The organism is Bacillus sp. 11C (assembly GCF_055486375.1).
In genome coordinates this window covers 73,680-100,191 of sequence record NZ_JBUPVZ010000008.1, presented here as the reverse complement: position 1 = coordinate 100,191, position 26,512 = coordinate 73,680, and the positions used below count along the sequence as shown (strand labels likewise).

Here is a 26,512-nt window from a genome sequence, read left to right as displayed (position 1 = left end):
GTACTTTCTATTTAATATGCTGCGGGTCTAAACGATAACTGAGCAGCTTAAAGTCCGGTGTATACGTAAATGTACCGTGCAGCAGCCCTTGTCCCTTCATCATAAAATCAAGAATATGGCCATCTCCCGGGGCCATTGGGAGGTTTTGAATCTCCTCGACATTGTGCCACTGCAATTTGCCTTCCTCTGATTCAGATACATTTTGTCCGGTATAAGAATCAGCGACAAACGTAAACATCATCCACTCAGAAACTATCTGGTCACCTTCTTTAATGATAAAGGTAAAAACGCCTTTTAACTGAGGGTTTATGATATAGATACCAGTCTCTTCTCTGTACTCTCTGATGACGGAGTCTCTGACTGATTCCCCGCTCTCCATTTTGCCTCCCGGCGCGACCCACCAGCCGCGTCTCGGCTTTTGAAGCAGAAGGACTTTGTCATCCGTCTGAAGCACACAATTTGTCACTCTTTGCAAGTACGTTCACCTAACCTTCTCGTCCTGTCATCGTCTCTTTATTATACCGCTTCAAGATGCCTCCCACAATGAAGAGACATTGACAATCTTTCCTTCTATTTTACAGCATATTCATTTCTGAGCTCAGGTGATTTTGCTGTAACAGGCATCCGCCTTTATTTTCACACAAAAAAAGGACACGGATAACTGGAGAATCCGTGCCAAAAAAGTGTATTCATTATAAAAAGGGGGTCAATTACGTTATTAATCATAACCGAAAAGCATTACACATGTGTTACAGCGGAATTAAAACCCAGTAACGTAATATGAAACTCGTATGACAGCCTTTTTATTTTAAGGTTTTCAGCGTTTCTTGGAGCTCTTCGACATAATGCTGGACGCTTTGTGCCGCAATACTTCCGTCTCCTGTAGCTGTTACGATTTGGCGCAGTGATTTTTCGCGAATGTCTCCGGCAGCGAAAATCCCTTCAACCTTTGTTTCCATCCGGTCGTTTGTTTCGATGTAGCCCTCTTCATTCGTAATGCCCAGATTTTCAAACGGTTTAGACAGAGGAAGCATGCCGATGTAAATGAATACGCCGTCTGTTTTGAATTCACTTTCTTCACCGGTTACCGTATCGACAAGCGTTACGTTACCGACTTTGCCGTTTTCTTCATGAATTTCCTTCACAGTTTTGTTCCATAGGAAATCAATTTTTTCATTATCAAATGCTCTCGCTTGGAGAATGCTTTGCGCACGGAGTTTATCACGTCTGTGAACAATCGTTACTTTTGAAGCGAAACGTGTCAGATACACGCCTTCCTCCACCGCGGAATCTCCCCCGCCGACAACGACAAGCTCTTTGCCTTTAAAGAAAGCGCCGTCACATACTGCACAATAAGAAACACCGCGGCCGCCTAATTCTTTTTCGCCAGGCACGCCTATTTTCTTATACTCCGCACCCGCGGAAATGATGACTGCACGTGCTTTATATTCTTTTGAACCGGCTTTCACCACTTTGTACTCTTTGCCGTCAACGACTTCTTTAATATCGCCATAAGCGTATTCAGCACCAAATTTTTTCGCGTGTTCAAACATTTTGTTGGAAAGCTCAGGTCCGAGAATGCTTTCAAACCCAGGATAGTTTTCTACATCTTCCGTATTTGCCATTTGCCCGCCAGGAATTCCTCTTTCAATCATTAATGTCGATAAATTTGCTCTTGATGTGTATACAGCGGCCGTCATCCCAGCAGGACCCGCGCCGATAATAATCACGTCATATACTTTTTCTTCTGACACACTATTCACTCCTTAACACGTCTTTTTCAAGTTGGGGCGCTTCTTTATATGATAAGAGTCCCCATCTAACGTATTCCTTACCCATATCCTATAAAATCTCAGGGTGATACGCTATTTTTTTGCTCATTTTTTTCTGATCATGATTAAATGTTTTTTTAAGGGGTATATGTATTAATAAAGAAAGAGCCTTCTGTTCAAGAAGGCCCTTGTCTTATTTATTATTGAACAACACGTCTTACAACGCCTTTGAATGCATCTTTCCAATAACTATTGCTCATAGAGTCAACTGATACACCATGAGATGAATTGTCATTAAGGAAAGTACCGTTTCCTAAGTAGATTCCTACGTGACCGTTCGTTTTGTATGTGTCAAAGAAAACTAAGTCTCCGCGCTTCATTTCTGACGCGCTGACAGCTTTTCCTCTTCCAACTAAAGTGTCAGTTGTTGTTCCGCCGACAGGTCCAAGGTTGACACCTGCAGAAGCGTATGCCCAGCGTACAAATGATGAGCAGTCAAAAATACGGTTGTTGATATCAGACTGAGAGCGTCCGCCGCCAAATTTGTACGGAGATCTTCCGACAATGCTTGACCCAACGCTGATCGCGCCTTCAATTCCGCCTGAGTTACTGATGACAGTGCCGCCTGAATTGCTGTTTGAGCTGCTTCTCTTCTTAGAAGATGAGCCGTTAGACGAACTGTTTGATGAACCCTTAGAAGAATTGTTTGAAGAATCATCATGGGATGAGCTTGCTGTTGCTGTTTCAGTTGTAGCTGTTTGTGTCTCATCAGATGCTTTTTGCGCTTCTTCCTGCTTTTTGATCAAAGCAGCCGCAGCTTCTTGTTCTTTTTTAATGCGTGCTTGCTCTGCTTCGGTATCTGCTTTTTGGTTAGCAAGTTCAGATGCTTCTGATTTTAATTCAGAAATCGCGTCAGCCGTTTTCTTCTGGCTTGCTTTCGCTTCTTCGAAAAGCTTGTCTTTATCATCAAGCTGTTTATCAAGGTCTTTTTGCATGGTTTCTAATTTAGCCAATGCAGCTTGAACTTCTTTCAGCTTGTTATTCAAATCCGCTTCAGAATCTTCAAGCTTCGCTTTATCCTGCTCTTGCTGCTTGATTAAATCTTTGTCTGCATCCACAATAGATGAAACCGCAGTCGCGCGAGAGATAAAGTCACCAAAGCTAGTTGATCCTAAAAGGACATCTATGTACCCTTGAGATCCGCCGCTTTCCTGTAAAGAACGAACGCGTTTTTTCAAGATTTCGTTGCGCTTTTCAATGCGGGCTTCTGTCTCTTTAATCTCTTTTTTCAGTTTTTTGATTTCTTCTTTTGTTTTATCGTTTTCTTCTTTTTTATCTTCGATCTGGTTGCTTGTATCAAGCGCCTTGTCGTTAATGTCTTTCAGTTCTTTTTCAATCTTTGATTGATTTTGCTGAAGCTCAGTTAATTCTTTTTCCTTCGCTTCGATGCTGGAAGCAACCTCAGATTGCTTGCTTTCGATATTTTCTTTCTTTTCATCTAATGTTTCCGCCGATGCAGTTTTACTTGTAAATGGGATCAAAAAACTGCTTGTACCGATGACGGAAGCCAAACCAAGTGTCAATAAACTCTTTCTCACTTTTTATATCCTCCCTTTACTGTGAACCTGTTCTCATGTGGAATCGTATTTTAAACATCAAGTTTCGTTCCTCATACTCTACGAGGAATGATGGTTGTTTATGGTTAATTATTCTGTGCATCTCTTATTCTGGCTGTATAGCGTTTATTTCACATCATATGTAAAAAACACTAATTCCTTATGTACGAGAATCATTATACCATCAAGTTTCGACAAATTAGCGATAAATTTTATTACATTTGTGTTTCAAACAGATGTCAAGTCGTTCATCATTTGTCATTTTTCTTAAACGAGTAAAAAAACTGTCGATATTATTTTCTTAATATAATCTATCAAACCAAAAAAAGAGTCGATTCTAAGAATCAACTCTTTAAAATATTCTATTCTAGAATATCATCAATATATTTCATATATTTCGTCAACGTTGCCGGAGAGATGCCGAATCGAGCTGCTGTATCTTTTTTCGTATCGTGTTTGCCGTGCGCTTCTTTCCAAATATAGCAAATCGCGGCCGCCCAGCCTTTCTCATTTTTCAACGGAGCGGCTGCACGGATTTGCTGGATGACATGGAACACCCAGCAGCTCATGACTTCTGTTTTCATCTCTTCTTTTTCAGCTTGCTCTAATAATTTCACGGTTTGATAGGCAAAAAGCGCATCCTTTGATACGTCAGCAGCCGCGGAATCTCCATTCAAGAGCAGCTGCACAAAATGATTTTCGAAAGGAGCGGTCATTCTCTTCGAGTGTATCACCGCTTCTAGATGCTCCGTTTCACCCTTTGTGCTGCTGATATAATAGGCTGCGAGACGTTGTTCTACGGATGAAGGAAGTGCTTCCCTCCGCTCAACCCAGGGAGCCGGGCGGTCCTCTCCGGGATATTGCGACTCGGCTTTTCTCCAGATCGTCTCGGCAAATTCAGTATGCCCTGTAAAATAAGCGGAGCACGAGAGCCAGTAAAAGAATGTATCGTCACCTTCAAAGCCGCTTTTATATAATGATTTGAGCCATTTATATCCGATCTCATAACGGCCGACAAGCGCCAAAGTAGCTCCCAGTTTGTAGCGCTGTTCCAATAGCATCGGATACACGTTGGAAAGCCGGTCACTCAATTCCGCCACATTTTCGTCTTCTCTTTCATAATAGTAGAAAACGAGAAGATTGCATAAGGCATGAAGATTTCCTTCATTATGACTGAGCACTTGATAAGCGGTTTCCTTTGCTTTTACGATATTGCCTGAATAGAAGTAAGCAAGCGCCAGATTGTTGTATGCTGACCAAAGCTCCGGATATTCAGCTGTGATTTCCTCAAGCGCCGCCACCGCTTCAGCAAGCTGGCCGCTTTCCAGCAGGGACTTTGCCCGATCCTGTTTCACCAGCAATTCATCCTGATCATACAAAGAATCCTCAGGCCCGCCGTCTCCTAAATCTAGCAATTCAAGCAGACTATCGTTTTCTTCAGCGAATTCACCGTCCGGATCCGCATCTGAATAAGCGGCCGCTTCTTTATAAGCTTCTTGAAAGAGCCCCAAGTGGGCAAAGTTATTCGCTTTAAAGTAATGGCACTCCGGCATTTCGATCTCCAGATTTGCCATAATATAATCAAGAAGATCGTTCGACTCTTGATATTGGCCCATTTCTGAATAAATGACCGCAAGCTGCGAAAGCATCTCTGAATCCTCCGGCTCCAAATGAACCGCGCGCTGAATCAGTTTGCTTGCCCGTTTCAGATTGCGCTCTTTATACGCTTTCAAGCCTTTATGAAAAAAATATTGTCCATCTTGAAGCAGCTGGACAATTTGTGCGTGATTTTTATGTTCAGAAGTGTGTTTTCCCACAACTACCCTCCGTTTTATACAATGTTACCGTCAGTAGTATACCATAAATCATCAGCTCCTCAATAGTTCAAAAGGAAGGATCGGGAAAATCCCTCCGTTTTTTACTGGCTGATTCGACCAAAATTTACCCGGCTTTGTTTTCTAAATCTGAATTCATTTTCAGCTGCTGTTCAGCAAAATCTTTATATAGATCATGCGAAGCCATTAATTCATGATGTGTGCCCCGGCCGGTAATTTCTCCTTTTTCAACAAACAAAAGCTGGTCCGCGTCTACAACGGTAGATAGGCGGTGAGCGATGACAATCGTTGTGCGGCCCTCCATCAGCACCTCGAGCGCCTGCTGGACTGATTTTTCAGATTGGCTGTCAAGACTAGAGGTCGCTTCATCAAGCATGAGAATGCTCGGATCTCGGAGAAGTGCTCTCGCAATCGCGATTCTTTGCCTTTGTCCGCCTGACAGCATAATGCCGCGTTCGCCCACCTCTGTATCAAACTGATTCGGAAGCTCCTTTATAAAATTGAGCGCGTATGCCATCTCCGCGGCTTTTTCGATCTCAGCGTCCGTTACATCACGTTCTAACCCGTAACAAATATTTTCTCTGATCGTTCCTGACATTAACGGGCTTTCCTGTGATACATACCCGATGTGCTCCCGCCAAGATTCAAGCGAGTAAGTATCAACCGGCTCTTCCCCCAGCCGAATGGTCCCTGCAGTCGGTGAATAAAAACGTTCAAGCAGCTTAAACAGTGTTGTTTTCCCTCCTCCGCTCGGACCGACAATCGCTGTTACTTTCCCTGCTTCAATGACGGCGCTGATCTCTTTCAAAATCAGCTGATCGGGCTTATATCCAAAAGACACGCGATCAAGCTGAATAGGCAAATGCGCGTCTTCGATTTGTTTTCCTGTGACTGTATCTTCCTCTTCCTCTGCCAAAATATCAATCATCCGTTCTGTTGCGCCGATTGATTTTTGCAGCTGTGTAAAAAACGTTGTAATCTGGCCCATCGGCATAATAATTTGAAACAAATACAAAATAAAAGCCACGAGCGCTCCGGCGGTGAGCTCGCCTGATGAGACCTGCATGCCCCCGTATCCGATAACTGCCACAAGTGCTGCCATTAATACAAGTGAGATAAGCGGACTGACAAGCGACTGAACCTTGGCTTCACGAACTCCCAGTTTAAATAATGAAGAAATCCCCAGTTTCCCGCGCCCATATTCGACAACCTCCGCATTTGAAGCCTTGACGAGTCTGATTTCCGGAAGAATTTGATTCAGCAGACCGGTAAAACGGGCTGTTTCATCTTGTGTTTCCCGAGAAATCGAGAACATCTTCCGGCCAATCGGGATTAGGATAAGAGCGGCCAGCGGAACGACAACTAATACAAGCAGTGTCAGCTTCCAATTCATAATAAACAAGATTGTCAGTGATCCAATGACGGAAATGATGCCTGTAATAAACCCGCTGATATGGGTGGTGATCAGTTCTTTGACCACCATCGTATCATTTGTCACACGGCTGACGGTTTCTCCTGAAGCGTTTGTATCGAAATAAGGGACAGGGAGCTTAATTAATTTCTTCCATAATAAATCCCGCAGCCCTGAAATGATTTTTTGTCCATTATAATTAAGCGCGTAGGTGGCATAAGCGCTCAAAGCGGCCTGAACGAAAAAAACAAGCGCGATGAGCCCGATTTGTGTCCCTGAAAGAGCTGACATGGAAAAGCCATCGACTAACTGTTTCGTTAATAATGGAATGAGCAGGCTGACCAGTGTCGTTACAATACTGAGAACCAGCGCAAAAGCAAGCTTTCCATAAGAAGGATTGGTCTGCTTCACTAATGCAAAAAAGGGTTTTAATTTACTTTTCGATTTTTGTTGCTGGGTTGGCATATACTTTTTCCTCCTGTTTCAGCGTTCAGAAAGGTGAAATGTCGTATCAAAAGATGATTTTTACTCTTTCTCAATCATATCAATGGAGAGAGACTTTTTCAGTATATTTTTGCCATGATGAAAATAAAAATCTCCCACTCATGATTTGAATAGGAGAGGTATGACCTTATACATCCTTAACAGGCTTCTTTTTCCTGTAAGTCAATGTCACATCCTGCTTTCGCAGGTCTTCAATCATCATTTTGTACCGGTCAACTTTTGCGGTATGTTCTTCTTTTATCATTTGAAGTGCGGCTTTTTGTTTTTCACTTTTTGATTCAAGCTCTTCTTTTATTTTTTTGACAATCAACCCTTTTTGTCCTTTGATTTCTTCTTTTAGTGAAGACTCAAATTTCTTTGTCAAACTGAGAATGTCGTTGATCGGTTGATTGAGGCTGCCTGCTTTCCCCTTCATTTCATCTTGGGTAAGAAACATATAGGTGGTTGATACAATTTCTGTTTCACTTTCTGAAAATAAGGAAGTCACTCTTCATATTCCTCCTAAAGCTGAAAATCAAATAACTGAGAAATCATTTCTTCTTTTTCAAACAGCTTTTCAATACTTTCACGGATGTTTTTGATAAAATCTCTTTTTTCTGTTGCCTGTTTTTTTAATTCAGCAACGATTCCATCATTAGCAGGGAGCGCACCTGTGTGGAACGATTCATGAACTGAAATTTTCTCCAATTTATCAAATGTGTGGCTGAAACCGGCCGCAAGCCGGAATTGAAGATCGAAGGCATAATGCGAAGGATTTTCTTCCATATGATGAATAGCCGTGATGATCGCCTGTTTTTTGTCTATAAAGTCTTCATTGATTTCCTGACTGTAAACCTTCTGGTACTTAGAAATCGCATCTTCCATATCTTCAACGATCCTCATACCGTTTTGATAGATTCTGACAGCGGATGAGATATTAACTTTAATCGTTTCTCCCGAGCCGCTTTTCCCTGTAAAGTAAATATCAGAGCCTTTATAGCTGAAGCCTTTTTCCTTTGATAGTGCGTTTAGCATTTGAACGATGCTGTGGCCGTCGACGATGAGTTTTAACGCGTCTTTTGTTTCTGCGTCGAGGGTTTCTATAGAAGACAAAATAGATTTCACGTACTCTACTATTTCACCAACGTCTTTTAAAGCATGTGTAAATTGACCATGCTTTAGATGGTCAATGAAAAGTTCATACTGAGATTCTATGCCTCGCATACTCGCATTAATATTCGTTAATTCTTTTTTGATTACTTTCTTTTGCGTTTCATCGATATACCCATTTTCAGCTAGCTGATCTACGACCGGTCCGCTGTTTCCCAATAAGGTATGAAGAAAACCTAAAAACGCTGGCAAATTCTCTTTAATTCGGCCATACATTTGCTTAACGTCATCAAAGTTTTCATAAATGACACTCGCTTTCGCTAAAGCACCATCTGTGTACTTCACTTTATCTATCAGCTCTATGTCAATCCCGCTTGCAGCCTTTACAAAACCGTTCAAGCCATCTTTTTCATAGTCATCCTTATATTTTTGAAGGAATTCTTGAATCGCTCTCACGTCTTCATCAGGAATCCCATCCATAATGTTTCTGATGCCTTCTACACTTGTGTTTGTATCTGTCATTTTCACATCGCCGAATGTAATGAAGTCTGCCTTGCCGCTCGCACCGTACAGCGGGTCATCTTTTGAGATGCGCTGGGTGATGTTTGCTGTTACGCCTTTGTCTTTGTAGTATTTGGTGATCGCTTTTTTAAGATCTTCTTTAGGGACATTTTCAAGGTTTTTAGTGTTCAGAACATCGAATTTATTGATCATGGCATCGAGTAAATCTTTATCAGCTTGTAACAAATGATTTACACTAACCTGAGCACCGTTTATCCCATAAACTTCATCAAACTCTCTCCATCTATTAACTGAACCATTACCTGGTTGTTATTTGCAAGTGAATGCCCAAGAGCATAAGTATGTAACTCATCAGAATTTCCAGCTCTTTTCTTTGCTTCCTTAGTAAACTCTCTCGTTGCTCTGTATTGGCTACTGTCGATCCCTAAGAAGAGGCCAAAAAAATTATAAGCCCAATCCCTCGTTATCAGCACTACCTTCTGAAATAATATGAAGTTGGTCTATTTGATTTTGACTATCTTTTATATATATTGCCGTACCATCATAACCCGATTCTTTGATTGACTTATCTTTTTGATTATTTTTCTTAATCAGTTCTTTAGATGTATAAATCTCAATGTCCTCAGGAAGAGTTTGATTAGTTTCTTCTTTATAGATTCTGCGGACTTCCGTTTCAAATTCTGCTTTCGCTTCCTTTATTTCTTTAGAATTGTTTGATGCAAACTTTTTTTTATAATCATACTCTAGATTTATTAACCGCAGTTTTACATTTTCATTTTCAAATATATTATTGTTACCCATCTTACCCCTCCTGATTTAAAAAGGTGACGGATTTTACGAGCTTTTTAACCTGCTCTCCTAAGTTATCTTTATCTAACGTACAAGGCTTATCTTTATTTGGGCATCTAAACATAAACGAAAATACAATACCAATTTGGTCTTTCTCAGAAGATTTAATATAACCGAAGTATCTGTATGAAAAATTATATTTATTTTTATCATTTTCAAAAGTATTTTTCTTGTAAGCAATATAAATATCTTTACCTTCGTTCTCTAGTTTTTCAAAATTACCATTAAAGCCATTTTCACTACTAATTTGGTCTAGCATTGTCTCAGGATTGTTAATAAAAGTTACTCCTTGATAATACTCTATTTGTGCATTTAGCATTTTATTTTTTGTTTTTTCATAACTATCAAATGCTATGATTTCTTCATTTTCATCACGACTAGACAAATAGCTTGAATACTCCCCATCCTCCGGAAACAACATCCTAAATCCTTTCAACTTAGACTCCAGCAAATAATACCCTGGCTCCTCTTCTTTCGTTGACACCATGTACTCTCTCGTTTTCTCGTCCTGAAACGCTGGAACTTGCGGCAGGTCTTTTGGATCCATGTCTTTTGGTTTTACGACTTCTGTTTTATTGTCATTTGTGGTGTTTTTATCATTGTCGTTCATACTGCATCCTCCTGTCATGGCTAGTAATAAGCTGAAGCAAATAAATATGATCTTTTTCATGAAGAACCTCCACGGGTTTTATGAGAATGAAATTTATTTTTATCCCAAAAATAATTCTATTGACCTGGTTAACAAGTGATTATTTTATCCTTTTCCATGTTACATCATGGCGGAATTTGGATAAATAGGAAATCTGACTTGGTTTTGATCTCCTTTTATTAACAAATCAAGCAAAACACCTCATGAACTCCCAAATACCTATTACTTTTTTCACAAAATAAAAAGAGCCGTTTATCATACGGCTCTTACCTTAGTTTTCAGAATGGCTTCTATATAATTGTACTATAATTTATTTTAACGCTTTTCAAATATATTCTTCTTATTTCCACTCTCTATTTCTCCTTTTTAACCTTTAAAAAGGTAATAGAGCCAATTATTTTTTGAACTTTTTTTCTTGCTTTATCTTTATTTAATGAACAAGCCCCTTCATCACTATAGCAGGCAAATCGAAACGAATACTCTATCCCCAGATCATCCTCTTTTGTAGATTTGACATAACCAAAAAATCTATAAGAAAAATGATTCTTTCCATCTCCATCATCAAAAACACTTTTCTTTTGAGCAGAATATACAATTTTGTCAGATAGCTCTCTTTCTTCGAATTTGCCTTTATAGCTATTTCTACCGCTTACAATATCCAGCATTGTATCCTTGTCATTCGCAAAACTTTTTTCTCGATGATAATCCAATTGCCCATCATATTGAATGTTAGTTTTTTTATTTAAACTATCAAATACTATTGTTTCTTCATTTTCTCCTGTACTCGATAGATCAGGTACGTACTCCCCGTCCCCCGGAAACAACATCCTAAACCCTTTCAACTTAGACTCCAGCAAATAATACCCCGGCTCTTCTTCTTTCGTTGACACCATATACTCTCTCGTTTTCTCGTCCTGAAACGCAGGAACTTGCGGCAGGTCTTTTGGGTCCATGTCTTTTGGTTTTACGGCTTCTGTCTTATTGTCATTGGTAGTGTTTTTATCATTGTCGTTCATACTGCATCCACTTGTCAGGGCAAGTAATAAGCTGAAGCAAATAAAGATGATCTTTTTCATTATGAACCTCCGTGGTTTTTTGAGCTGATTTATCAAAATTCATACTAATGACCCTGTTAAAAAGTAATTATTTTATCCTTATTCATGTTATGAAATGGAATAAATTCGTTAAATAGGGAATTAGGTTCAGTTTACACCAATAAACAGAAAGGAGGACTTAAGATACAGGTTAAATTTCTCTTACTCGAAAAACGCTGTTTCCCTTGGCAGTCTTTGAGCGATTACTACTTCTGTTTCGAATAAAACCTCTTCGAGATAAAAAACCTTCGACATCAATGTTTGTATTTTTCTCTTACACAGCGCCAAAGGTAACAGAGTTTATTATTCTTTTAACCTGTTCTTCATTTGCTTTTGGATCTGGTTTGCATGTCTTTGCATTGGCTGAGCAGTTAAACATAAAAGAATATTCCATCCCTAAATCATCTTGTTTTTTTGACTTTATATATCCAAGAAAGATGTAAGATGGGTTTTCTTCGTTGTCAAAGTTTTCTTGTTTTGAAGCAAAATAAATATCCTTATCTTTTGCTTCAAATTTTTCAAAATTACCTTTGTATTCATTTTTACCGCTAACGATATCCAACATAGTCTCCGGATCGTTTATAAATGATTCATTTTGATAAAACTTTACTGAAGCATTCATTACTATATTCGTTTTTTTGTTCACACTGTCAAAAAATAGTGATTCGTTTTTCTTTGAAGTTTCAGAGTCTGAGTACTCCCCACCCTCCGGAAACAACATCCTAAATCCTTTCAGCTTAGACTCCAGCAAATAATACCCCGACTCCTCTTTTTTCGTTGACACCATGTACTCTCTCATTTTCTCGTCCTGAAACGCCGGAACTTGCGGCAGTTCTTTTGGGTCTATGTCTTTAGGTTTTATGGCTTCTGTTTTATTGTTATTTGTGCTGTTTTTTTCATTGTCGTTCATACTGCATCCGCCTGTCAGGCAAAGTAATAAAATGATGTAAATATAGGTGTTCTTTTTCAAAGTGAACCTCCAATGGGGTTAACTAATTGATATTAATAACCCGGTTGCAAAGTGCTTATTTTGTTCTTATTCATGTTACAGTTGCGAAGATGCGAAGACATTTTTATTCGCCATCTCTACTCTTCTTTTTATTTTTAAAGAAGGTTATAGAATGAATTAGAGTATCCGTTTTTTCTTTTGCTTGGTCTTCATCCAAAGTACAAGGTTTATCATCTTTTTTACACCGGGCGATAAAGGAATATACTATCCCTAGACACTCTTCATCACTGGATGCTATATATCCAAAATAACCAAAGGAATAATTGTGTTTACGATCACTGTTTTTAAAAGTGCTTTTTTTTAATGCAGTATAAACTGTTTTTTCATCAGTTTTTTCTTTCTTAAAATCACCTTCGTAACCATTCTCATTACTAATTTGGTGCAGCATTGTTTCTGGATTATTAATAAAAGAAGATTTGTTATAGTAGCTAATTTGCGCATCTAAGAGTATATTTGATTTTTCATTATAGCTTTGAAACCCTATCGATTCGCTATTCTTTCCATTTGACGTAGAATAGTCTGGAAGATACTCGCCATCTGCCGGAAACAACATTCTAAACCCTTTCAGCTTAGACTCAAGCAAATAATACCCCGGCTTTTCTTCTTGCGTTGACACCATGTACTCTCTCGTTTTCTCGTCCTGAAACGCCGGAACTTTCGGCAGTTCTTTTGGGTCCATGTCTTTTGGTTTTATGGCTTCTGTTTTATTGTTATTTGTGCTGTTTTTTTCATTGTCGTTCATACTGCATCCGCCTGTCAGGGCAAGTAATAAGCTGAAACAAATAAATATGATCTTTTTCATGAAGAACCTCCGCAGGTTTTCGTTGTTTACACGAATAATGGTTTTCTATCATTTCAGTTGCATTCATTAAGGCAAGCTGTTGTTAGTAGCCATATTCTAATCAATTAGCCGTAACTTTATTTGTCCTTTTTATCTATTAAAAAGCTGATAGAATGTATTAATTTCTCAACTTTATTTTTAGCCTTTTCTTCTTCTAGGGAGCATGGTCGATTTTCATTTTTGCATCCGAAAGTAAAGGCGTATTCAACTCCTAGGTTATCTTCTTCTAGAGATTTCACATATCCAAAGTAACTGTATGAATCATTATATTTTCTATCAATATTTTCAAAGATGTCTTTTTTCTTACCAAAATAGATATCCGTGTTCTTGTTACTACTTTTTTTGTATTCACCTTTATAATCATTTTTTCCACTTACAATATCTAGCATTGTTTTAGGTTCATTCACAAAACTTTCTTCTTTGTAATATGTTACATGACCATCAAACATTACATTGGTGTCTTTCTCATAACTATTAAATCCAATACTTTCTTTATTTTTCCCAGTCAACAAGGATCTTCTTGATAGAGTTTTCGCATCGTCCGGAAACAACATCCTAAACCCTTTCAGCTTAGACTCAAGCAAATAATACCCCGGCTCCTCTTCTTTCGTTGACACCATATACTCTCTCGTTTTCTCGTCCTGAAACGCAGGAACTTGCGGCAGGTCTTTTGGGTCCATGTCTTTTGGTTTTACGGCTTCTGTCTTATTGTCATTGGTGGTGTTTTTATCATTGTCGTTCATACTGCATCCGCCTGTTAGGGCTAGTAATAAGCTGAAGCTGATCAAGATGATTTTTTTCATGACGAACCTCCATATCGTTAACTGATAGAATCAATCGAACAAAAAACCGCCGAGTTCTCTCGGCAGTCTTGGCCAGGCATTATGGCTTCTCTTTTTTCGAATAAAATATTCTGGATATAAACAGTCCAATGACCCCTAACAAGATGAATAAGACCGCTCTCCAAACAATATCAATCGAAGCAGAATCTATTAAAATCATTTTGGCCAGTGTAATGAATAAAAATATCAGCCCGATTCGGTTCCATGTCTTGTCTCTGGTTGCGTAATAAATAGCGTACATCACGATGACAAATATAAACCAAGACAGGGATACTCCCACATTATTGGATACGCCTCCAATCTTATCCGACATCCATATGGATAATTTGCTGAAGAATACAAGCATCAGGAATGAAACGGTGTATGAAACAACAATCTTGACTTGTTTATATTGTATTTTTTTCGAATACAGATAGGCGGCAAATAGTGAGCTGATCAGCAGCAGCCAAGAGACAATGCTGAGAATGTGTAATGAGCGTGCCGGGTATTGCATGAGGCCGCACGATGCCTGTAATACTACAATCGCCCCGGCAATGCCGATCAGCCAGCTTTTTTTGCGGTATGACACGTAACACATCATGATTCCTTGTAACGTGAATATGATGTACAGCAAAATCTCATTTTCATCTAATACATCCGCTGCTAATACATTGAAATAAATCATAGAAATGAGAAAAAACGTATGTTTGATTTCGGCAAATTCTTTTCTTTTCCATAAGCTTAACAACAGGTAAAACACAAAAGCAGCAGTATAAAAGGCGTATAACGCCGTATCGTTTTTTATATACAGGACTAACCCTGTGATGAAAACGACAAAAGCTCCGATTGAAACGGCTGTGAGATAGACAGCTTTTTTAAATGGGCTATGCGATAGTAAAGCCGAGAAGATCATGATCGCCTGCTGCATCGTAAATACAGCAAGTGTCCAAACCGATACTTGTGCATCGGTAAATGATAAGAAAGCAAAAATCGCTAATATGAATGCATAGTTTGCTATATTCCATGCCACGCTGTACTTTTGTTTGACTGTCTCATACATTAAGCCTGCGAAAACCAATGACTCATATACATAAAAGATGTATTCGTTTCCTTGTTCCCCGCCAAATAAAAAAGGATACAAGTAAACACCTGCGCCGATAATCGCAATGAGCGTTTGTGATTGATATTTTCTTGATATGTACACACCGCCCGCAACCCCTGCAGCAAGAAGGATCACTGTAAGCGGGGTCGGTATCATCTGGTACAGCATGTTCCCCGCAAATAAGGAAACGATGTAGACAATATTACTGCCCGCCAATAATGAAACGCCCAGCACACTGGCATTTTTCTTATATTGCCTGCTACCGAGAACATATAGCATAATGGAGACCATGAGTCCTGCCGCCACCCTCATATATGTGTTGATCCAACCTTTTTCAGCAGCCGCTGTAAACGCCCAAATCATACCAAGAAGAAAAACAAAAATAAAGATTTTCGGAAGCCAATTTCCTGCCATGTTTTCTAAAGTTCGTTTCTCTTCCTTTGGCGGAGCCGGTGCCTGTTTTGGCACTTCGGTTTCTTTGCTGATTTTTGAAAGTTCTTCCGTTTTGACTATAGCTTGTTTCTGCTTGCCTGCCGTGAGATATGCGATCTCTTTTTTGACATTGGCCAGTTCTTGTTCCAAACGTCCAACTCTTTTGTTCAGTTCATCAAATTTTTCGTTCACCATTCTCTCCCCATTTTCGAATTTACTTGCTTTTTCATGATATGCCTTTTTTTTACTCCCCTTACCGGTTTCCATAAAATAATTCTAAAGACCTGTTGCCCAACAAGGATTTTCATCCTTAGTTATGTTACATCATGGAAAATTTTCGATGAATAGGGAATTCGATTGGTTTTTTTGTGTGATTTTTTTGTGAGCATTGCTTTTTTTCATTTCATTTACTGGAACAAGACAAATGGATCAGGCGCAAAGATGCATAAAAAAGGAGCTGCCATATGCACAGCTCCAATCCTCTTACTTGTCAGAATGGCGTTTTTTCAAAACGTCAAGCACATCATCCAGCGGCAGAGCTTGTTCTCTGAGCAGGACAAGCAGGTGATACAGCAGGTCTGCCGCTTCCCATTTGAGTTCCTCGCGGTCTCGGTTTTTCGCGGCAATGATCACTTCGGATGCTTCTTCACCGACTTTTTTCAAAATCTTATCGACACCTTCACGGAAAAGATAAGTGGTGTAAGCTCCTTCAGGCATTTCCGCTTGGCGTTCCGCGATCACGTGCTCCAGCTCGTTCATGATGTCAAATCGGTCCGCAGCCTGCTCTTCTGTTTGTTCCTTTGTAAAACAGCTGTAGCTGCCAGTGTGGCATGCCGGACCAGACGGCTCTACGAGTACGATCAACGCGTCTTGGTCACAGTCATACCGGATGCCCTTAACGGCTTGCGTGTTGCCTGAGGTTTCTCCTTTATGCCATAACTCTTGGCGCGAGCGGCTGTAGAACCATGTTTCTTTCGTTTCCAATGTTTTTTCGTACGATTCCTTGTTCATATAGGCAAGTGTTAGCACTTCTTTGCTTGCCGCATCCTGCACGATGGCGGGAATTAATCCATCCTCGTTAAAACGCAGTTCATCTGCCTGTTTCATCTCACATTCACCCCGTGCTCTTTCAAGTATGATTTCACTTCTTTAATCGACGTTTCTTTATAATGAAAAATAGAAGCGGCCAGCGCGGCGTCGGCTTCTCCTTTTGTAAAAGCCTCAAGCATATGCTGCGCGTTTCCCGCTCCTCCCGAGGCGATAACAGGTACGGAAACAGCTTCAGAAACTAGCTTTGTCAGCCTGTGCTCAAAACCTTTTTTCTCACCGTCAGAGTCCATGCTTGTCAGCAATATTTCTCCTGCTCCGCGTTTGACGCCTTCTTTTGCCCATGCGGTGACTTCCCAGTCTGTTTTCTTTCTGCCGCCGTGCGTGTAGACCTTATATGTGCCAGATTCCTGGTCATACTTGGCATCAATGGCAAGTACGATGCATTGAGAACCAAAAAACTCGGCTCCTTCTGTAATCAGCTCAGGGCGGAGAACAGCTGCCGTGTTCACCGAAACTTTGTCCGCGCCGGCACGCAGAATCGTTTTCATATCGCTGAGCTGATTGATGCCGCCGCCGACTGTAAACGGAATCGCAAGCTTCGCGGCAACCTGCTCCACAACGTCAACCATCGTTTTTCGGCCTTCGTGCGAGGCGGAGATATCAAGAAAAACGAGTTCATCCGCGCCTTCCTGGTCGTACACTTCCGCCAGTTCAACAGGGTCACCGGCATCCTTTAATTCGAGAAATTGAATTCCTTTGACAACGCGTCCTTCTTTGACATCAAGACATGGAATAATCCGTTTTGTGATCATTTGCGTTTCACCCTTTCAAGCGCCTCGCTCAGCGTAAACTGATTGGTATATAGCGCTTTTCCGATGATCGCTCCAGAAACGCCATCCGCCTGATAGCGGGCGAGGGCACCGAGATCCTCGACCGAGCTGACGCCGCCGGAAGCAATCACAGATTTCCCCGTTTCCTTTGCAAGCTCGACCGTGCTTTCAATATTTGGGCCTGACAGCATTCCGTCTGTCGAGATGTCAGTAAAAATAAAGACCTTCGCTCCTTCATTGGCAAGCTCTTTGCCGAGTTCAGTTGCTCTAAGGCTTGATGTTTCCAGCCATCCTTCAGTTGAAACAAAACCGTTTCTCGCGTCCAGGCCAATTGCAATTTTTCCGCCATATTGTTTCAGCATTTTTTTGACAAACGGGGGGTTAGAAACAGCTGAGCTTCCGAGGATCACCCGATCGACTCCTGCCGATAAGTATTCATAGACATCACTTTCGGAACGGATCCCGCCGCCGATTTCCACCTTCAGCTCCAGCTTTTGCGCAATTTCGATCACGTGGCGGTGATTTACTCTTTTTCCTTCTTTGGCACCATCAAGATCAACAAGATGGATCCATTCGGCACCCTCACGCGCAAATAACGCGGCCATGTCGTAAGGTGAATCGCCGTATATCGTTTCCTGATTATAATCTCCTTGAACAAGACGGACACATTTGCCGTTTCTCATATCAATTGCCGGATATAATGTAAAAGCACTCATTTTTTCACCTTCTGTTCTGCTGCCATTTTCGTGAATTGGGTTAAGATAGACATTCCGACCGTGCTGCTTTTTTCCGGATGAAATTGGGCGCCGAAGACATTTCCTTTTCCGACGACAGCAGGCACTCGCACACCATAATCAGCGCTTGCCAGAAGCGCATCCTCCTCCATCCCGTCAATGTAATACGAATGCACAAAATAAGCGTAGCCTTCTTCTGTTTCAGCCAGCAGCGGAGATTCGTTATGAAAGGAAAGGCGATTCCAGCCCATATGCGGAACCTTCAGCTTGTTTCCTTCCTCATCTTCTGCTTTCAGCCTGACTGCTTTTCCTTTTAACAGCCCAAGGCCTGACGCGGTGCCGTTTTCTTCGCTTTCATCAAATAAAAGCTGCATGCCGAGGCAGATCCCGAGCAGCAATCGCCCCTCTGAGACCATATCGTGAATCAATTGATCAAGCTTCGCGTTGCGCAAATTGTCCATCGCGTCTCCAAATGAACCCACGCCCGGCAAAATAAAGGCATCAGCTTCTTTCAGCTCCTCCGGCTTTTCAGAAACAAAGTACGGGACGCCGACGCGCTCAAGCGCCTTGGAGACACTGTATAAATTGCCCATTCCGTAATCTATTACGCCGATCATTTACAGCATCCCTTTCGTTGATGGGATCCCTTTAACACGCGGATCAATCATTGTCGCTTCATCAATCGCACGTCCAAGCGCTTTAAAAACAGCTTCAATCATGTGATGGGTGTTTGTGCCGTAATGAACGATGACGTGCAGGTTCATCCGCGCTTCAAGCGCCAGCTTCCACAAAAATTCATGTACAAGCTCCGTATCGAATGTTCCGACTTTAGACGCAGGGAAGTCCGCGCGCATTTCCAAGTGCGGCCGGTTGCTTAAATCGATGACAACTTGAGCAAGCACCTCATCCATCGGCACAAACGCCGATCCGTAGCGTTTGATTCCTTTTTTATCGCCCAAGGCTTCGAGCAGCGCCTGCCCTAAACAGATGCCGATATCTTCAGTCGTGTGGTGATCATCTATATCAACATCGCCTTTGGCGTTAATGGAGAGATCGAATTGTCCGTGTTTCGTGAATAAATCCAGCATGTGCGTCATAAACGGCACGTCTGTTTTGATATCAGCTTTTCCCTCGCCGTCTATTGCGAATGCCAGTTCAATATCTGTTTCGTTTGTTTTTCTGGCGCGTTCCGCTTTTCTCATTTTGAATTCCTCCGTTCTCTCGCTTCAATTGATCTGGCATGGGCGTCTAACCCTTCAAGTCTGGCAAAAGCCGCGATGCTTTCGGCATGTTCTTCAAAGGCTGTTTGACTGTAAGAAATAATACTCGATTTCTTTTGGAAATCCGTTACGTTTAATGGACTTGAAAATCTGGCTGTTCCGTTTGTCGGAAGCACATGGTTCGGTCCGGCAAAATAATCTCCGACAGGCTCAGGGCTGTATCTGCCTAAGAAGATCGCACCCGCATGTTTGATGCTGCCAAGCAAAGCTTCGGGAGACTGTGTGATAATTTCTAAATGCTCCGGTGCGAGCGTATTGACAGTATCAATCGCTTCATCCATTGTTTCCGCCACATAGATACAACCGTAATCGTTCACTGAAGCTTCCGCTATTTCTCTTCGCGGCAAGGTTTTCAGCTGCTCGTTCACCTCTGCTGAAACCGCCTCGGCCAGCGCCACGGAATCTGTGACACACACACATGAGCTGAGTTTATCGTGTTCCGCCTGTGACAGAAGATCGGCTGCAATTTCGCTCGGAATCGCAGTTTCATCAGCCAGCACGACGATTTCACTCGGTCCGGCAATCATGTCAATATCGACATCACCGAACACCTCTCGTTTGGCAAGCGCGACATAAATATTTCCCGGACCTGTGATTTTATCCACCGGCTCAATGGTCTCTGTTCCGTACGCCAGCGCCGCAATCGCCTGAGCGCCGCCCATTTTGTAAATGTCTTTTATCCCTAGCTCGGCAGCAGCGACTAAAACCCCTGGAGACAGCCGCCCGTCTTTCCCCGGGGGCGTCACAAGAACGATTCTTTCCACACCGGCTGTCAGCGCCGGGATGACATTCATCAAAACAGATGAAGGATATGCGGCAGTCCCCCCCGGCACATATACGCCCGCGGAATCTAACGCCGTCACTTTCTGTCCCAGCATTGTGCCATCCTTTCTGTGATAAAACCAGGAGGATTGCAGCTGTCTTTCGTGATATTCCTTTATATTTTCAATTGCCTGCTTCATCACCTGAAGCAGCTGTGAATCCAGCGAGGTGTATGCTTCCTCAATTTCTTCTTTTGTGACCAGCGGGCTGTCTATTTCGATGCCGTCAAATCTCGCCGTGTAGCTGCGGACCGCCTGATCACCGTTTGCTTTGACATCTTCAATAATGGATCGGACCGCTTTTCTTTGCTCTTCGGTTCCAGCATCTATGGACCGTTTGAGAGAAAGCCGTTCTGCGCCGCTGATGGTTTTGATCTTCATTTTGCCGTTACTCCTTCCACAACAAGAGATAAGCGGGATGCCATTTCGTCTATCACATCGTCTTTCATGCGATAGCTTACCGGGTTTACGATAAAGCGGGAAGTAATGTCACAAATGTGCTCCGTTTCAACAAGCCCGTTTTCTTTCAGCGTCTGCCCTGTTGAAACGATATCCACAATCCGGTCTGCGAGCCCAATGAGCGGGGCCAGCTCAATTGAACCGTTGAGCTTGATGATCTCGACTTGTTCTCCCTGCTCTCTAAAATAGCTGGAAGCCACATTCGGATACTTTGTCGCGATTCTCGGGGCTACGCCGCTCCAGTCTGTATTCGGAAGTCCGGCGACCGCTAAGTGGCACTTGCTGATCTTCAAATCCAGCACCTCATACACATCGCGTTCCTCCTCCAGCATGACATCCTTGCCCGCAATTCCGACATCGGCCACGCCATGCTCCACATATGTGGTCACGTCCATCGGCTTAGCTAATATAAAACGGAGATTTTCCTCCGGCACATCGATGATCAGTTTTCTTGAATCTTCAAACTCCTCAGGGAGCTTATAGCCCGCCTGCCGAAGCAGCCCTGCCGCTTCTTCAAATATCCGGCCCTTCGGCATCGCCATTGTGAGTAACTTACCCATTTTGCTCTTCCTTTCTGGCACCGATAAAATAGGTGACGTTTGCAAAAGATTTTGTCATCTGATCGATATTTTCGATTCCCGATAAATCTTGAAGAACCACTTTGTTCCCTTTCATACGTTCTTCATTCGCATAAGCGATGGCTTGTGCCCGCTGCTCTTTGCTGAAAATAACAGCGTCTATTTCACAAGCTTCGTCTTTCATATGGAGCGCTTCAATCAGCCGGTCGACCCGAAGCCCGAAGCCTGTCGCCGGCGCGGGTGAATCAAAATAGCCGAAGAGCTTGTTATAACGGCCCCCGCTTCCAATGACAAAGCCGACATTTTCGGCGTACACTTCAAATAAAATCCCCGTGTAATAGCTCATGTGGCTGACCATATTCAGATCCAGACGGACATTTTCCGTACATCCATAATCCTCAAGAATGTCCCACAGCGCCTTCAGCTCATCAACAACGCTTTTTCCTTGCGCAGAATCGACGATTTCCTCAGCACGTCCGCATACTTCTATGCCGCCCCGCAACTCAAGAAGCTCAAGCAGCCTGCTTTTATCAATGGAGGAAAGCGGGAGAGACTTGACATGTTCTCTGTAGCCGACGTAGTTCTTCTCGTACAAAAACCTCCGCAGCACATCGGCACGTTCAACGTTTCCGAGCACCTCAACAAACAAAGCATCCGCAATGCCGGCATGGCCGATGGCAATTTTAAAGGAAGCCAGCCCCGCGCTCTTTAAGGCGCCGACGACTAAGGCAATGACCTCCGCATCCGCGCTTGTCGTGCCGTCACCGATTAATTCCACTCCGACCTGCTCGAATTCGGCGGGACGTCCGCCTTCGCGTTCCTGAGCCCTGAAGACATTTGCCGCATAGCCGACTCTGAGCGGATGATCGTGTTTCAGAAGCTTGGATGCCGCCACCCTTGCAATTGGACCTGTCATATCCGGGCGAAGCACCAATGTTTTGCCGTCCTGATCAAGAAGCTTGAACAGCTGCTGCTCTTCAATCGCTGACTGCACGCCAACGGTATCGTAAAACTCCAGTGTCGGTGTTTCCATAAATCGGTATCCCCATTTATCGATCAAATCGGTTAACGATTGTCTCACCTTTTTTTTCGTTTCGTATAAACCGGGCAGTGTATCTCTCATGCCGTGCGGTTTTTCAAACATAAACATCAACCCGTGCACCTCCGTTGCCATCGTTTGAAGGAAAATTCCGAATCCTTTAGTTCGCTAATATGATAATATGTTAGCAGATGAAAGATTGAAAATCAATGCTTAACTTTAGTCAGGATATGTTATCTCAGTTGTCCTCCTCCTAATTATGAAAAAATCATGAACAAATCATTAAAGATGCGTCATATCTCAAATTCTTATGATTGGCATGCTATAATACAAATCAAATAGAGAACAAGGAGATAAAGATGAAAACACTGCGAACTCTATGTGTCCTGATTATTCTTTCAGGCGTCGTTTTTTTCGGACTTAAAATATATGCAAAAGATATAGATATCCCTTTTTTCAATAGCAATAAAAGAGAGGCTGAAAAAGAATCAACAGCCGCAAACAGCACAAACGAGCTGAAAGGAAGCGCGGAACCGCTGGATGTCGTCCTTTACAATCAGATGGACGCACCTCGGCTCTATAACGGCTGTGAAGTAACAAGTCTTGCGATGGTGCTGAATTACGCGGGATACAACGTGACAAAAAACACACTGGCAAACCAGATTGCCACAGTGCCTTTGACATACAGCAGCGGATTAAAAGGGGATCCGAATGATGGATTTGTCGGGGATATGGCGAATGGCCCGGGTCTCGGTGTCTATCACGGACCGATCTATCAATTGGCGAAAACCTATGCCGGAGACAAAGTGTCTGACCTGACTGGAAAACACATTTCTTCTGTTTATGAACAGCTTGAGAAAGGCAATCCTGTTTGGGTCATTACAACTGCCAACTTTACGCCAGTTGACAACATGCAGACGTGGAAAACGCCAAACGGAACGATCGATATCACGTACAGTGTACACAGTGTCGCCGTTACGGGATATGATGAAAAATACGTGTATCTCAATGATCCTTATGGCTATAAAAACAGAAAAACCGAAAGAACCAGTTTCGAAAAAGCGTGGGAACAAATGGGCAACCAGGCCATCGTTATTCAATAGTAAACAGCTGGTAACCTCCCGCCTTCCCAGTGCCTATGTTCTATCTTGAGCAAATACGACAATATTCATGGTTTTTGTATCATTCGGTAATATCGATTCATTTTCCATTTATCATCCAAAATTATCTTTACTTTCAGGCTGTCTGTTTTTATGATTAAAGCAGATTCAGCCTTGCCCCGATCTATGTGAGAGAAGCCGGAGCAAGACGCTGAGGCTTCTCTTACAAAAATCATAGATATCCGGGGAGGATTTTATCTTTGAAAAAAATCGTGTCTATCCTATTTATGTTCAGTTTGGTTATAGGTTTCAGCCAGTTTCAAACATCAACTGCTTTCGCAGCTGACAAAGTGGTTCACGAAACAATTATCGTACCAAAAAATACAACATATGACGGGAAGGGACAGCGGTTTGTAGCGGGGAAAGAATTAGGTGACGGAAGCCAGTCCGAAAACCAAAAACCTGTTTTTCGTGTAGAGGATGGTGCAACTCTGAAAAACGTGGTGCTCGGCGCACCTGCTGCTGATGGCGTGCACACTTATGGAAACGTTAACATTCAGAATGTGAAGTGGGAAGATGTTGGGGAGGATGCGTTAACGGTAAAGAAGGAAGGAAAAGTGACCATCGATGGCGGCTCTGCCCAAAAAGCGTCTGATAAAATTTTTCAGATCAATAAAGCCAGCACCTTCACAGTAAAAAATTTCACGGCCGACAATGGCGGAAAGTTCATTAGACAGCTTGGCGGTTCAACCTTCCACGTTGATGTGATTATCGACAAGTGCACCATCACGAACATGAAAGAAGCGATATTCCGGACCGACAGCAAAACAAGCACGGTCAGAATGACAAATACACGCTACTCCAATGTCGGCCAGAAATGGATTGGCGTTCAGCATATTTATGAAAATAACAATGCTCCATTTTAATAAAAAAAAGTCCGCTGATGTTTATTCAGCGGGCCTTTTCAATCTTTCTTTCATTTCTTCCTTCGTATAGATGATCCGCATCGGGTTTCCGCCTACAAACGCGCCGGCAGGCACATCTTTATGGACAAGCGTTCCGGCGGACACAACTGCGCCATCGCCTATTTCCACCCCGGGCAAAATGGTCGTGTTGGCACCGATCATCACTTCGTCTCCGATAAAGACTTTGCCAATCCGGTATTCTTGAATCAAATACTCATGGGCCAAAATGGTCGTATTGTATCCGATGATTGAATTTGTTCCGACTGTGATCTTTTCCGGAAACATAATATCCGGCATCACCATCAAGGCAAACGATGTTTGCTTCCCAATCTCCATCCGCAGAAACGTACGGTACAGCCAGTTTTTCATCCCTATAAACGGTGTATATCTCGCTATTTGAATGACAATGAAATTTTTGACAACCTTTAAAAAAGGGACCGTTTGATAGACATGCCATAGTGAGTTAGCTCCTGAGACCGGATGACGATCTGTTTTTCTCACAGATTACTTCACTCCAACGATTTGTAATAGATCACTCATTTTCTCAAGCATATAATCAGGCTCATGTTTCACCAACATTTCCGGCCCTTTAATCGTCCATGCGACTCCGGCCGTTTTTGTTCCGGCGTTTTTTCCTGCCAACACATCGTGGTAATTATCTCCTACCATAATGGCTTCCGCAGGCTCGCTTCCAAGCTGTTTCAGCGCTAACAGAACTGGCTCGGGATCAGGCTTTGCCATCGACACATCATCGAGGGTGACGACCGTTTCAAAGAACTCGCCGATTCCCGTCAGCTTGAGGCCCATATTGACAGTATCTCTTAATTTCGTTGTTACAATCCCTAATCTAAACCCGGCTTTTTTCAATGCATCCAAGGTTTCATACACGGTTTCATATTCAGTCACAAGTGAATCATGCATGTCGTGATTGTACGCTCTGTACACGGCGATCATATCATCGCATTTATCAGCGTCCATCGAAGAGAATGTGTCAAAAAGAGACGGCCCGATAAACGCGAGCACATCTTCTCTTTTATACTTGCTCGGGTAATAATGCTCCAGTGTATGTAAAAAGGACGCGATAATTAATTCATTCGTATTAATTAGAGTTCCGTCTAAATCAAATAGAATCGTCGTTACTTGTTTGTCACTCATATTGCTTCCTTTCCAACCGCTGAGGGTTTCCATTTTTTCCATGTGCGCGCAATGACAATTGTCAGCAGCACTGCTGTGGTGACACGTATCAGAAGAAGAGGCCAGACCGGTATGCCGAGCGGAATAAAGACGAGCGTATCTTCCACGACCGCGTGGCAGGCGACGAGAAAAATAAATGCCAATGTCATATCCCGTCTGCTCACGCCGTCATCCTCGACTGCTTTGATCATGACACCCGCTCCGTAGGCCAGACCGATCGTCAGTCCCGCCACCATCGTCATGGACGTATTTTTATTCATGCCAAGCAGCTGCGTAAACGGAGACAGCCACCTCGAAAACCGATGCAGCCAGCCTAAATCTCTTAAAAACTGAATGATGATCATCAGCGGGATCACAATGGCCGCCAACTGCAAAACACCAAGTCCGGCTTTCATTAAAGCCTCGGCCAACATTGCCAGCCAGCCGTCAGGCGCCGTGCTCTTCGCGGCGATAAAACCGTACTGCGCCGTTTCCTGTCCGCCATGCCAAATGAGATTGATGACAATTGCTGACACAGCGGCCAAACCGATGCGCACCGCCAAAATGACGCCAATTCTGATGCCCACCTTTGCGGCGACTGTCGATTCGATAATCAAGTTATGACAGAATGAAAGCATCACAGCTAAAATAAAGACTTCCTTCACAGATAAATCCAATGTTAAAATCCCGGCAATTCCAGCATACAGATTCAGTATATTCCCCAGCACAAGCGGAATGGCCGCTTCACCAGAAAGCCCGAACAGGCCCATAACCGGTGTGATCAGCCGTACCAACCAATCCATGACAGGCGTATGCTGAAGTAATGTAACCAGTAGTGTTACCGGGAAAATGACTTTACCGAGTGTCCATGTTGTTTGAAGACCTGCCGCTAGACCGGCCAGAAAGATCTTCTTCATCCCTCATCCCCCTTTGTTGG

The 26,512-nt window shown here is 42.6% G+C and carries 26 protein-coding genes and 1 pseudogene; 2 read left to right on the top strand and 25 right to left on the bottom strand.

What is annotated here, in order from left to right:
- Nucleotides 1–7 precede the first annotated feature (7 nt).
- The 22 genes and pseudogenes from ACY3LV_RS13095 to ACY3LV_RS12990 all read right to left on the bottom strand — a co-directional run bounded on the left by ACY3LV_RS13095 (nucleotide 8) and on the right by ACY3LV_RS12990 (nucleotide 22,448).
- Nucleotides 8–475, bottom strand: a complete 468-nt coding sequence (locus ACY3LV_RS13095; protein ID WP_087993774.1) for an 8-oxo-dGTP diphosphatase — start codon at nucleotides 473–475, stop codon at nucleotides 8–10.
- A gap of 328 nt (nucleotides 476–803) precedes the next feature.
- A complete protein-coding gene (trxB, locus tag ACY3LV_RS13090) occupies nucleotides 804–1,754 on the bottom strand; it encodes a thioredoxin-disulfide reductase (RefSeq protein WP_087993773.1) in 951 nt (316 codons plus the stop codon).
- A gap of 218 nt (nucleotides 1,755–1,972) precedes the next feature.
- Nucleotides 1,973–3,370, bottom strand: coding sequence for a PcsB-like coiled-coil domain-containing protein (locus ACY3LV_RS13085; protein WP_464863930.1), 1,398 nt, complete (start codon nucleotides 3,368–3,370; stop codon nucleotides 1,973–1,975).
- 380 nt (nucleotides 3,371–3,750) lie between these two features.
- Nucleotides 3,751–5,205: a tetratricopeptide repeat protein gene (locus ACY3LV_RS13080; RefSeq protein WP_148962684.1), complete on the bottom strand. Its 1,455-nt coding sequence runs from the start codon at nucleotides 5,203–5,205 to the stop codon at nucleotides 3,751–3,753.
- 124 nt (nucleotides 5,206–5,329) lie between these two features.
- Nucleotides 5,330–7,099 carry a multidrug resistance ABC transporter ATP-binding protein/permease BmrA gene (gene bmrA, locus ACY3LV_RS13075; RefSeq protein WP_148962683.1) on the bottom strand — a complete coding sequence of 590 codons (1,770 nt, stop codon included), beginning with the start codon at nucleotides 7,097–7,099 and terminating at the stop codon, nucleotides 5,330–5,332.
- 166 nt (nucleotides 7,100–7,265) lie between these two features.
- Nucleotides 7,266–7,625: a hypothetical protein gene (locus tag ACY3LV_RS13070; protein ID WP_333560952.1), complete on the bottom strand. Its 360-nt coding sequence runs from the start codon at nucleotides 7,623–7,625 to the stop codon at nucleotides 7,266–7,268.
- A gap of 14 nt (nucleotides 7,626–7,639) precedes the next feature.
- On the bottom strand, nucleotides 7,640–8,974 hold the full coding sequence (locus ACY3LV_RS13065) for a DUF6792 domain-containing protein (protein WP_464863929.1): 1,335 nt from the start codon (nucleotides 8,972–8,974) through the stop codon (nucleotides 7,640–7,642).
- Nucleotides 8,975–9,000: 26 nt separating this feature from the next.
- Nucleotides 9,001–9,550 (bottom strand): annotated as a pseudogene (locus tag ACY3LV_RS13060) (DUF6792 domain-containing protein).
- A 1-nt stretch (nucleotide 9,551) separates the two neighbouring features.
- Nucleotides 9,552–10,268: a lipoprotein YvcA gene (locus ACY3LV_RS13055; protein ID WP_464863928.1), complete on the bottom strand. Its 717-nt coding sequence runs from the start codon at nucleotides 10,266–10,268 to the stop codon at nucleotides 9,552–9,554.
- Between the two features lie 332 nt (nucleotides 10,269–10,600).
- Complete coding sequence (locus ACY3LV_RS13050) at nucleotides 10,601–11,323, bottom strand: lipoprotein YvcA (protein ID WP_464863927.1); 723 nt, start codon at nucleotides 11,321–11,323, stop codon at nucleotides 10,601–10,603.
- 292 nt (nucleotides 11,324–11,615) lie between these two features.
- A complete protein-coding gene (locus ACY3LV_RS13045) occupies nucleotides 11,616–12,251 on the bottom strand; it encodes a lipoprotein YvcA (RefSeq protein ID WP_464863926.1) in 636 nt (211 codons plus the stop codon).
- A 163-nt stretch (nucleotides 12,252–12,414) separates the two neighbouring features.
- Entirely contained in the window at nucleotides 12,415–13,152 is a 738-nt protein-coding gene (locus ACY3LV_RS13040; protein ID WP_464863925.1) for a lipoprotein YvcA, read from the bottom strand.
- A 116-nt stretch (nucleotides 13,153–13,268) separates the two neighbouring features.
- Nucleotides 13,269–13,994 carry a lipoprotein YvcA gene (locus ACY3LV_RS13035; protein WP_464863924.1) on the bottom strand — a complete coding sequence of 242 codons (726 nt, stop codon included), beginning with the start codon at nucleotides 13,992–13,994 and terminating at the stop codon, nucleotides 13,269–13,271.
- Nucleotides 13,995–14,073: 79 nt separating this feature from the next.
- On the bottom strand, nucleotides 14,074–15,741 hold the full coding sequence (locus tag ACY3LV_RS13030) for a DUF2339 domain-containing protein (RefSeq protein WP_464863923.1): 1,668 nt from the start codon (nucleotides 15,739–15,741) through the stop codon (nucleotides 14,074–14,076).
- Nucleotides 15,742–16,029: 288 nt separating this feature from the next.
- Nucleotides 16,030–16,653: a bifunctional phosphoribosyl-AMP cyclohydrolase/phosphoribosyl-ATP diphosphatase HisIE gene (gene hisIE, locus ACY3LV_RS13025; protein ID WP_464863922.1), complete on the bottom strand. Its 624-nt coding sequence runs from the start codon at nucleotides 16,651–16,653 to the stop codon at nucleotides 16,030–16,032.
- Nucleotides 16,650–17,408: an imidazole glycerol phosphate synthase subunit HisF gene (hisF, locus tag ACY3LV_RS13020; RefSeq protein WP_464863920.1), complete on the bottom strand. Its 759-nt coding sequence runs from the start codon at nucleotides 17,406–17,408 to the stop codon at nucleotides 16,650–16,652. The genes hisIE and hisF overlap by 4 nt, the downstream gene beginning before the upstream one ends.
- Nucleotides 17,405–18,142, bottom strand: coding sequence for a 1-(5-phosphoribosyl)-5-[(5-phosphoribosylamino)methylideneamino]imidazole-4-carboxamide isomerase (hisA, locus tag ACY3LV_RS13015; protein ID WP_464863919.1), 738 nt, complete (start codon nucleotides 18,140–18,142; stop codon nucleotides 17,405–17,407). Before hisA ends, hisF begins: the two co-directional genes overlap by 4 nt.
- On the bottom strand, nucleotides 18,139–18,777 hold the full coding sequence (gene hisH / locus ACY3LV_RS13010) for an imidazole glycerol phosphate synthase subunit HisH (RefSeq protein WP_458866685.1): 639 nt from the start codon (nucleotides 18,775–18,777) through the stop codon (nucleotides 18,139–18,141). The genes hisA and hisH overlap by 4 nt, the downstream gene beginning before the upstream one ends.
- Nucleotides 18,778–19,362: an imidazoleglycerol-phosphate dehydratase HisB gene (hisB, locus tag ACY3LV_RS13005; RefSeq protein WP_464863918.1), complete on the bottom strand. Its 585-nt coding sequence runs from the start codon at nucleotides 19,360–19,362 to the stop codon at nucleotides 18,778–18,780.
- Nucleotides 19,359–20,642: a histidinol dehydrogenase gene (hisD, locus tag ACY3LV_RS13000; RefSeq protein ID WP_333560959.1), complete on the bottom strand. Its 1,284-nt coding sequence runs from the start codon at nucleotides 20,640–20,642 to the stop codon at nucleotides 19,359–19,361. Before hisD ends, hisB begins: the two co-directional genes overlap by 4 nt.
- Complete coding sequence (gene hisG, locus ACY3LV_RS12995) at nucleotides 20,639–21,280, bottom strand: ATP phosphoribosyltransferase (RefSeq protein WP_333560960.1); 642 nt, start codon at nucleotides 21,278–21,280, stop codon at nucleotides 20,639–20,641. The genes hisD and hisG overlap by 4 nt, the downstream gene beginning before the upstream one ends.
- Nucleotides 21,273–22,448, bottom strand: a complete 1,176-nt coding sequence (locus tag ACY3LV_RS12990) for an ATP phosphoribosyltransferase regulatory subunit (RefSeq protein ID WP_148962673.1) — start codon at nucleotides 22,446–22,448, stop codon at nucleotides 21,273–21,275. Before ACY3LV_RS12990 ends, hisG begins: the two co-directional genes overlap by 8 nt.
- A 248-nt stretch (nucleotides 22,449–22,696) precedes the next feature.
- Between ACY3LV_RS12990 and ACY3LV_RS12985 the strand changes: the two genes are divergently transcribed.
- Both ACY3LV_RS12985 and pelC read left to right on the top strand, forming a co-directional pair.
- Complete coding sequence (locus ACY3LV_RS12985) at nucleotides 22,697–23,440, top strand: C39 family peptidase (RefSeq protein WP_464863917.1); 744 nt, start codon at nucleotides 22,697–22,699, stop codon at nucleotides 23,438–23,440.
- Nucleotides 23,441–23,697: 257 nt separating this feature from the next.
- Entirely contained in the window at nucleotides 23,698–24,363 is a 666-nt protein-coding gene (gene pelC, locus ACY3LV_RS12980; RefSeq protein WP_333560962.1) for a pectate/pectin lyase PelC, read from the top strand.
- A 21-nt stretch (nucleotides 24,364–24,384) separates the two neighbouring features.
- Here pelC and ACY3LV_RS12975 read toward each other — a convergent pair whose 3' ends face one another.
- From ACY3LV_RS12975 to ACY3LV_RS12965, 3 genes are read right to left on the bottom strand one after another with little or no spacing between them, the layout of a single operon-like run.
- Nucleotides 24,385–24,903, bottom strand: a complete 519-nt coding sequence (locus ACY3LV_RS12975) for an acyltransferase (RefSeq protein ID WP_148962670.1) — start codon at nucleotides 24,901–24,903, stop codon at nucleotides 24,385–24,387.
- Between the two features lie 3 nt (nucleotides 24,904–24,906).
- Entirely contained in the window at nucleotides 24,907–25,557 is a 651-nt protein-coding gene (ppaX, locus tag ACY3LV_RS12970; protein ID WP_333560963.1) for a pyrophosphatase PpaX, read from the bottom strand.
- Nucleotides 25,554–26,492: a nucleoside recognition domain-containing protein gene (locus ACY3LV_RS12965; RefSeq protein WP_148962668.1), complete on the bottom strand. Its 939-nt coding sequence runs from the start codon at nucleotides 26,490–26,492 to the stop codon at nucleotides 25,554–25,556. The genes ppaX and ACY3LV_RS12965 overlap by 4 nt, the downstream gene beginning before the upstream one ends.
- Between the last annotated feature and the right edge of the window lie 20 nt (nucleotides 26,493–26,512).

Coding starts and splice junctions, on each gene's coding strand:
- bmrA (WP_148962683.1), bottom strand. CDS start 7,099: ATGCCAACCCAGCAACAAAAATCGAAAAGTAAATTAAAACCCTTTTTT.
- ACY3LV_RS13055 (WP_464863928.1), bottom strand. CDS start 10,268: ATGAAAAAGATCATATTTATTTGCTTCAGCTTATTACTAGCCATGACA.
- ACY3LV_RS13050 (WP_464863927.1), bottom strand. CDS start 11,323: ATGAAAAAGATCATCTTTATTTGCTTCAGCTTATTACTTGCCCTGACA.
- ACY3LV_RS13045 (WP_464863926.1), bottom strand. CDS start 12,251: ATGAACGACAATGAAAAAAACAGCACAAATAACAATAAAACAGAAGCC.
- ACY3LV_RS13040 (WP_464863925.1), bottom strand. CDS start 13,152: ATGAAAAAGATCATATTTATTTGTTTCAGCTTATTACTTGCCCTGACA.
- ACY3LV_RS13035 (WP_464863924.1), bottom strand. CDS start 13,994: ATGAAAAAAATCATCTTGATCAGCTTCAGCTTATTACTAGCCCTAACA.
- ACY3LV_RS13030 (WP_464863923.1), bottom strand. CDS start 15,741: ATGGTGAACGAAAAATTTGATGAACTGAACAAAAGAGTTGGACGTTTG.
- hisIE (WP_464863922.1), bottom strand. CDS start 16,653: ATGAAACAGGCAGATGAACTGCGTTTTAACGAGGATGGATTAATTCCC.
- hisF (WP_464863920.1), bottom strand. CDS start 17,408: ATGATCACAAAACGGATTATTCCATGTCTTGATGTCAAAGAAGGACGC.
- hisA (WP_464863919.1), bottom strand. CDS start 18,142: ATGAGTGCTTTTACATTATATCCGGCAATTGATATGAGAAACGGCAAA.
- hisH (WP_458866685.1), bottom strand. CDS start 18,777: ATGATCGGCGTAATAGATTACGGAATGGGCAATTTATACAGTGTCTCC.
- hisB (WP_464863918.1), bottom strand. CDS start 19,362: ATGAGAAAAGCGGAACGCGCCAGAAAAACAAACGAAACAGATATTGAA.
- hisD (WP_333560959.1), bottom strand. CDS start 20,642: ATGAAGATCAAAACCATCAGCGGCGCAGAACGGCTTTCTCTCAAACGG.
- hisG (WP_333560960.1), bottom strand. CDS start 21,280: ATGGGTAAGTTACTCACAATGGCGATGCCGAAGGGCCGGATATTTGAA.
- ACY3LV_RS12990 (WP_148962673.1), bottom strand. CDS start 22,448: ATGTTTATGTTTGAAAAACCGCACGGCATGAGAGATACACTGCCCGGT.
- ACY3LV_RS12985 (WP_464863917.1), top strand. CDS start 22,697: ATGAAAACACTGCGAACTCTATGTGTCCTGATTATTCTTTCAGGCGTC.
- ppaX (WP_333560963.1), bottom strand. CDS start 25,557: ATGAGTGACAAACAAGTAACGACGATTCTATTTGATTTAGACGGAACT.
- ACY3LV_RS12965 (WP_148962668.1), bottom strand. CDS start 26,492: ATGAAGAAGATCTTTCTGGCCGGTCTAGCGGCAGGTCTTCAAACAACA.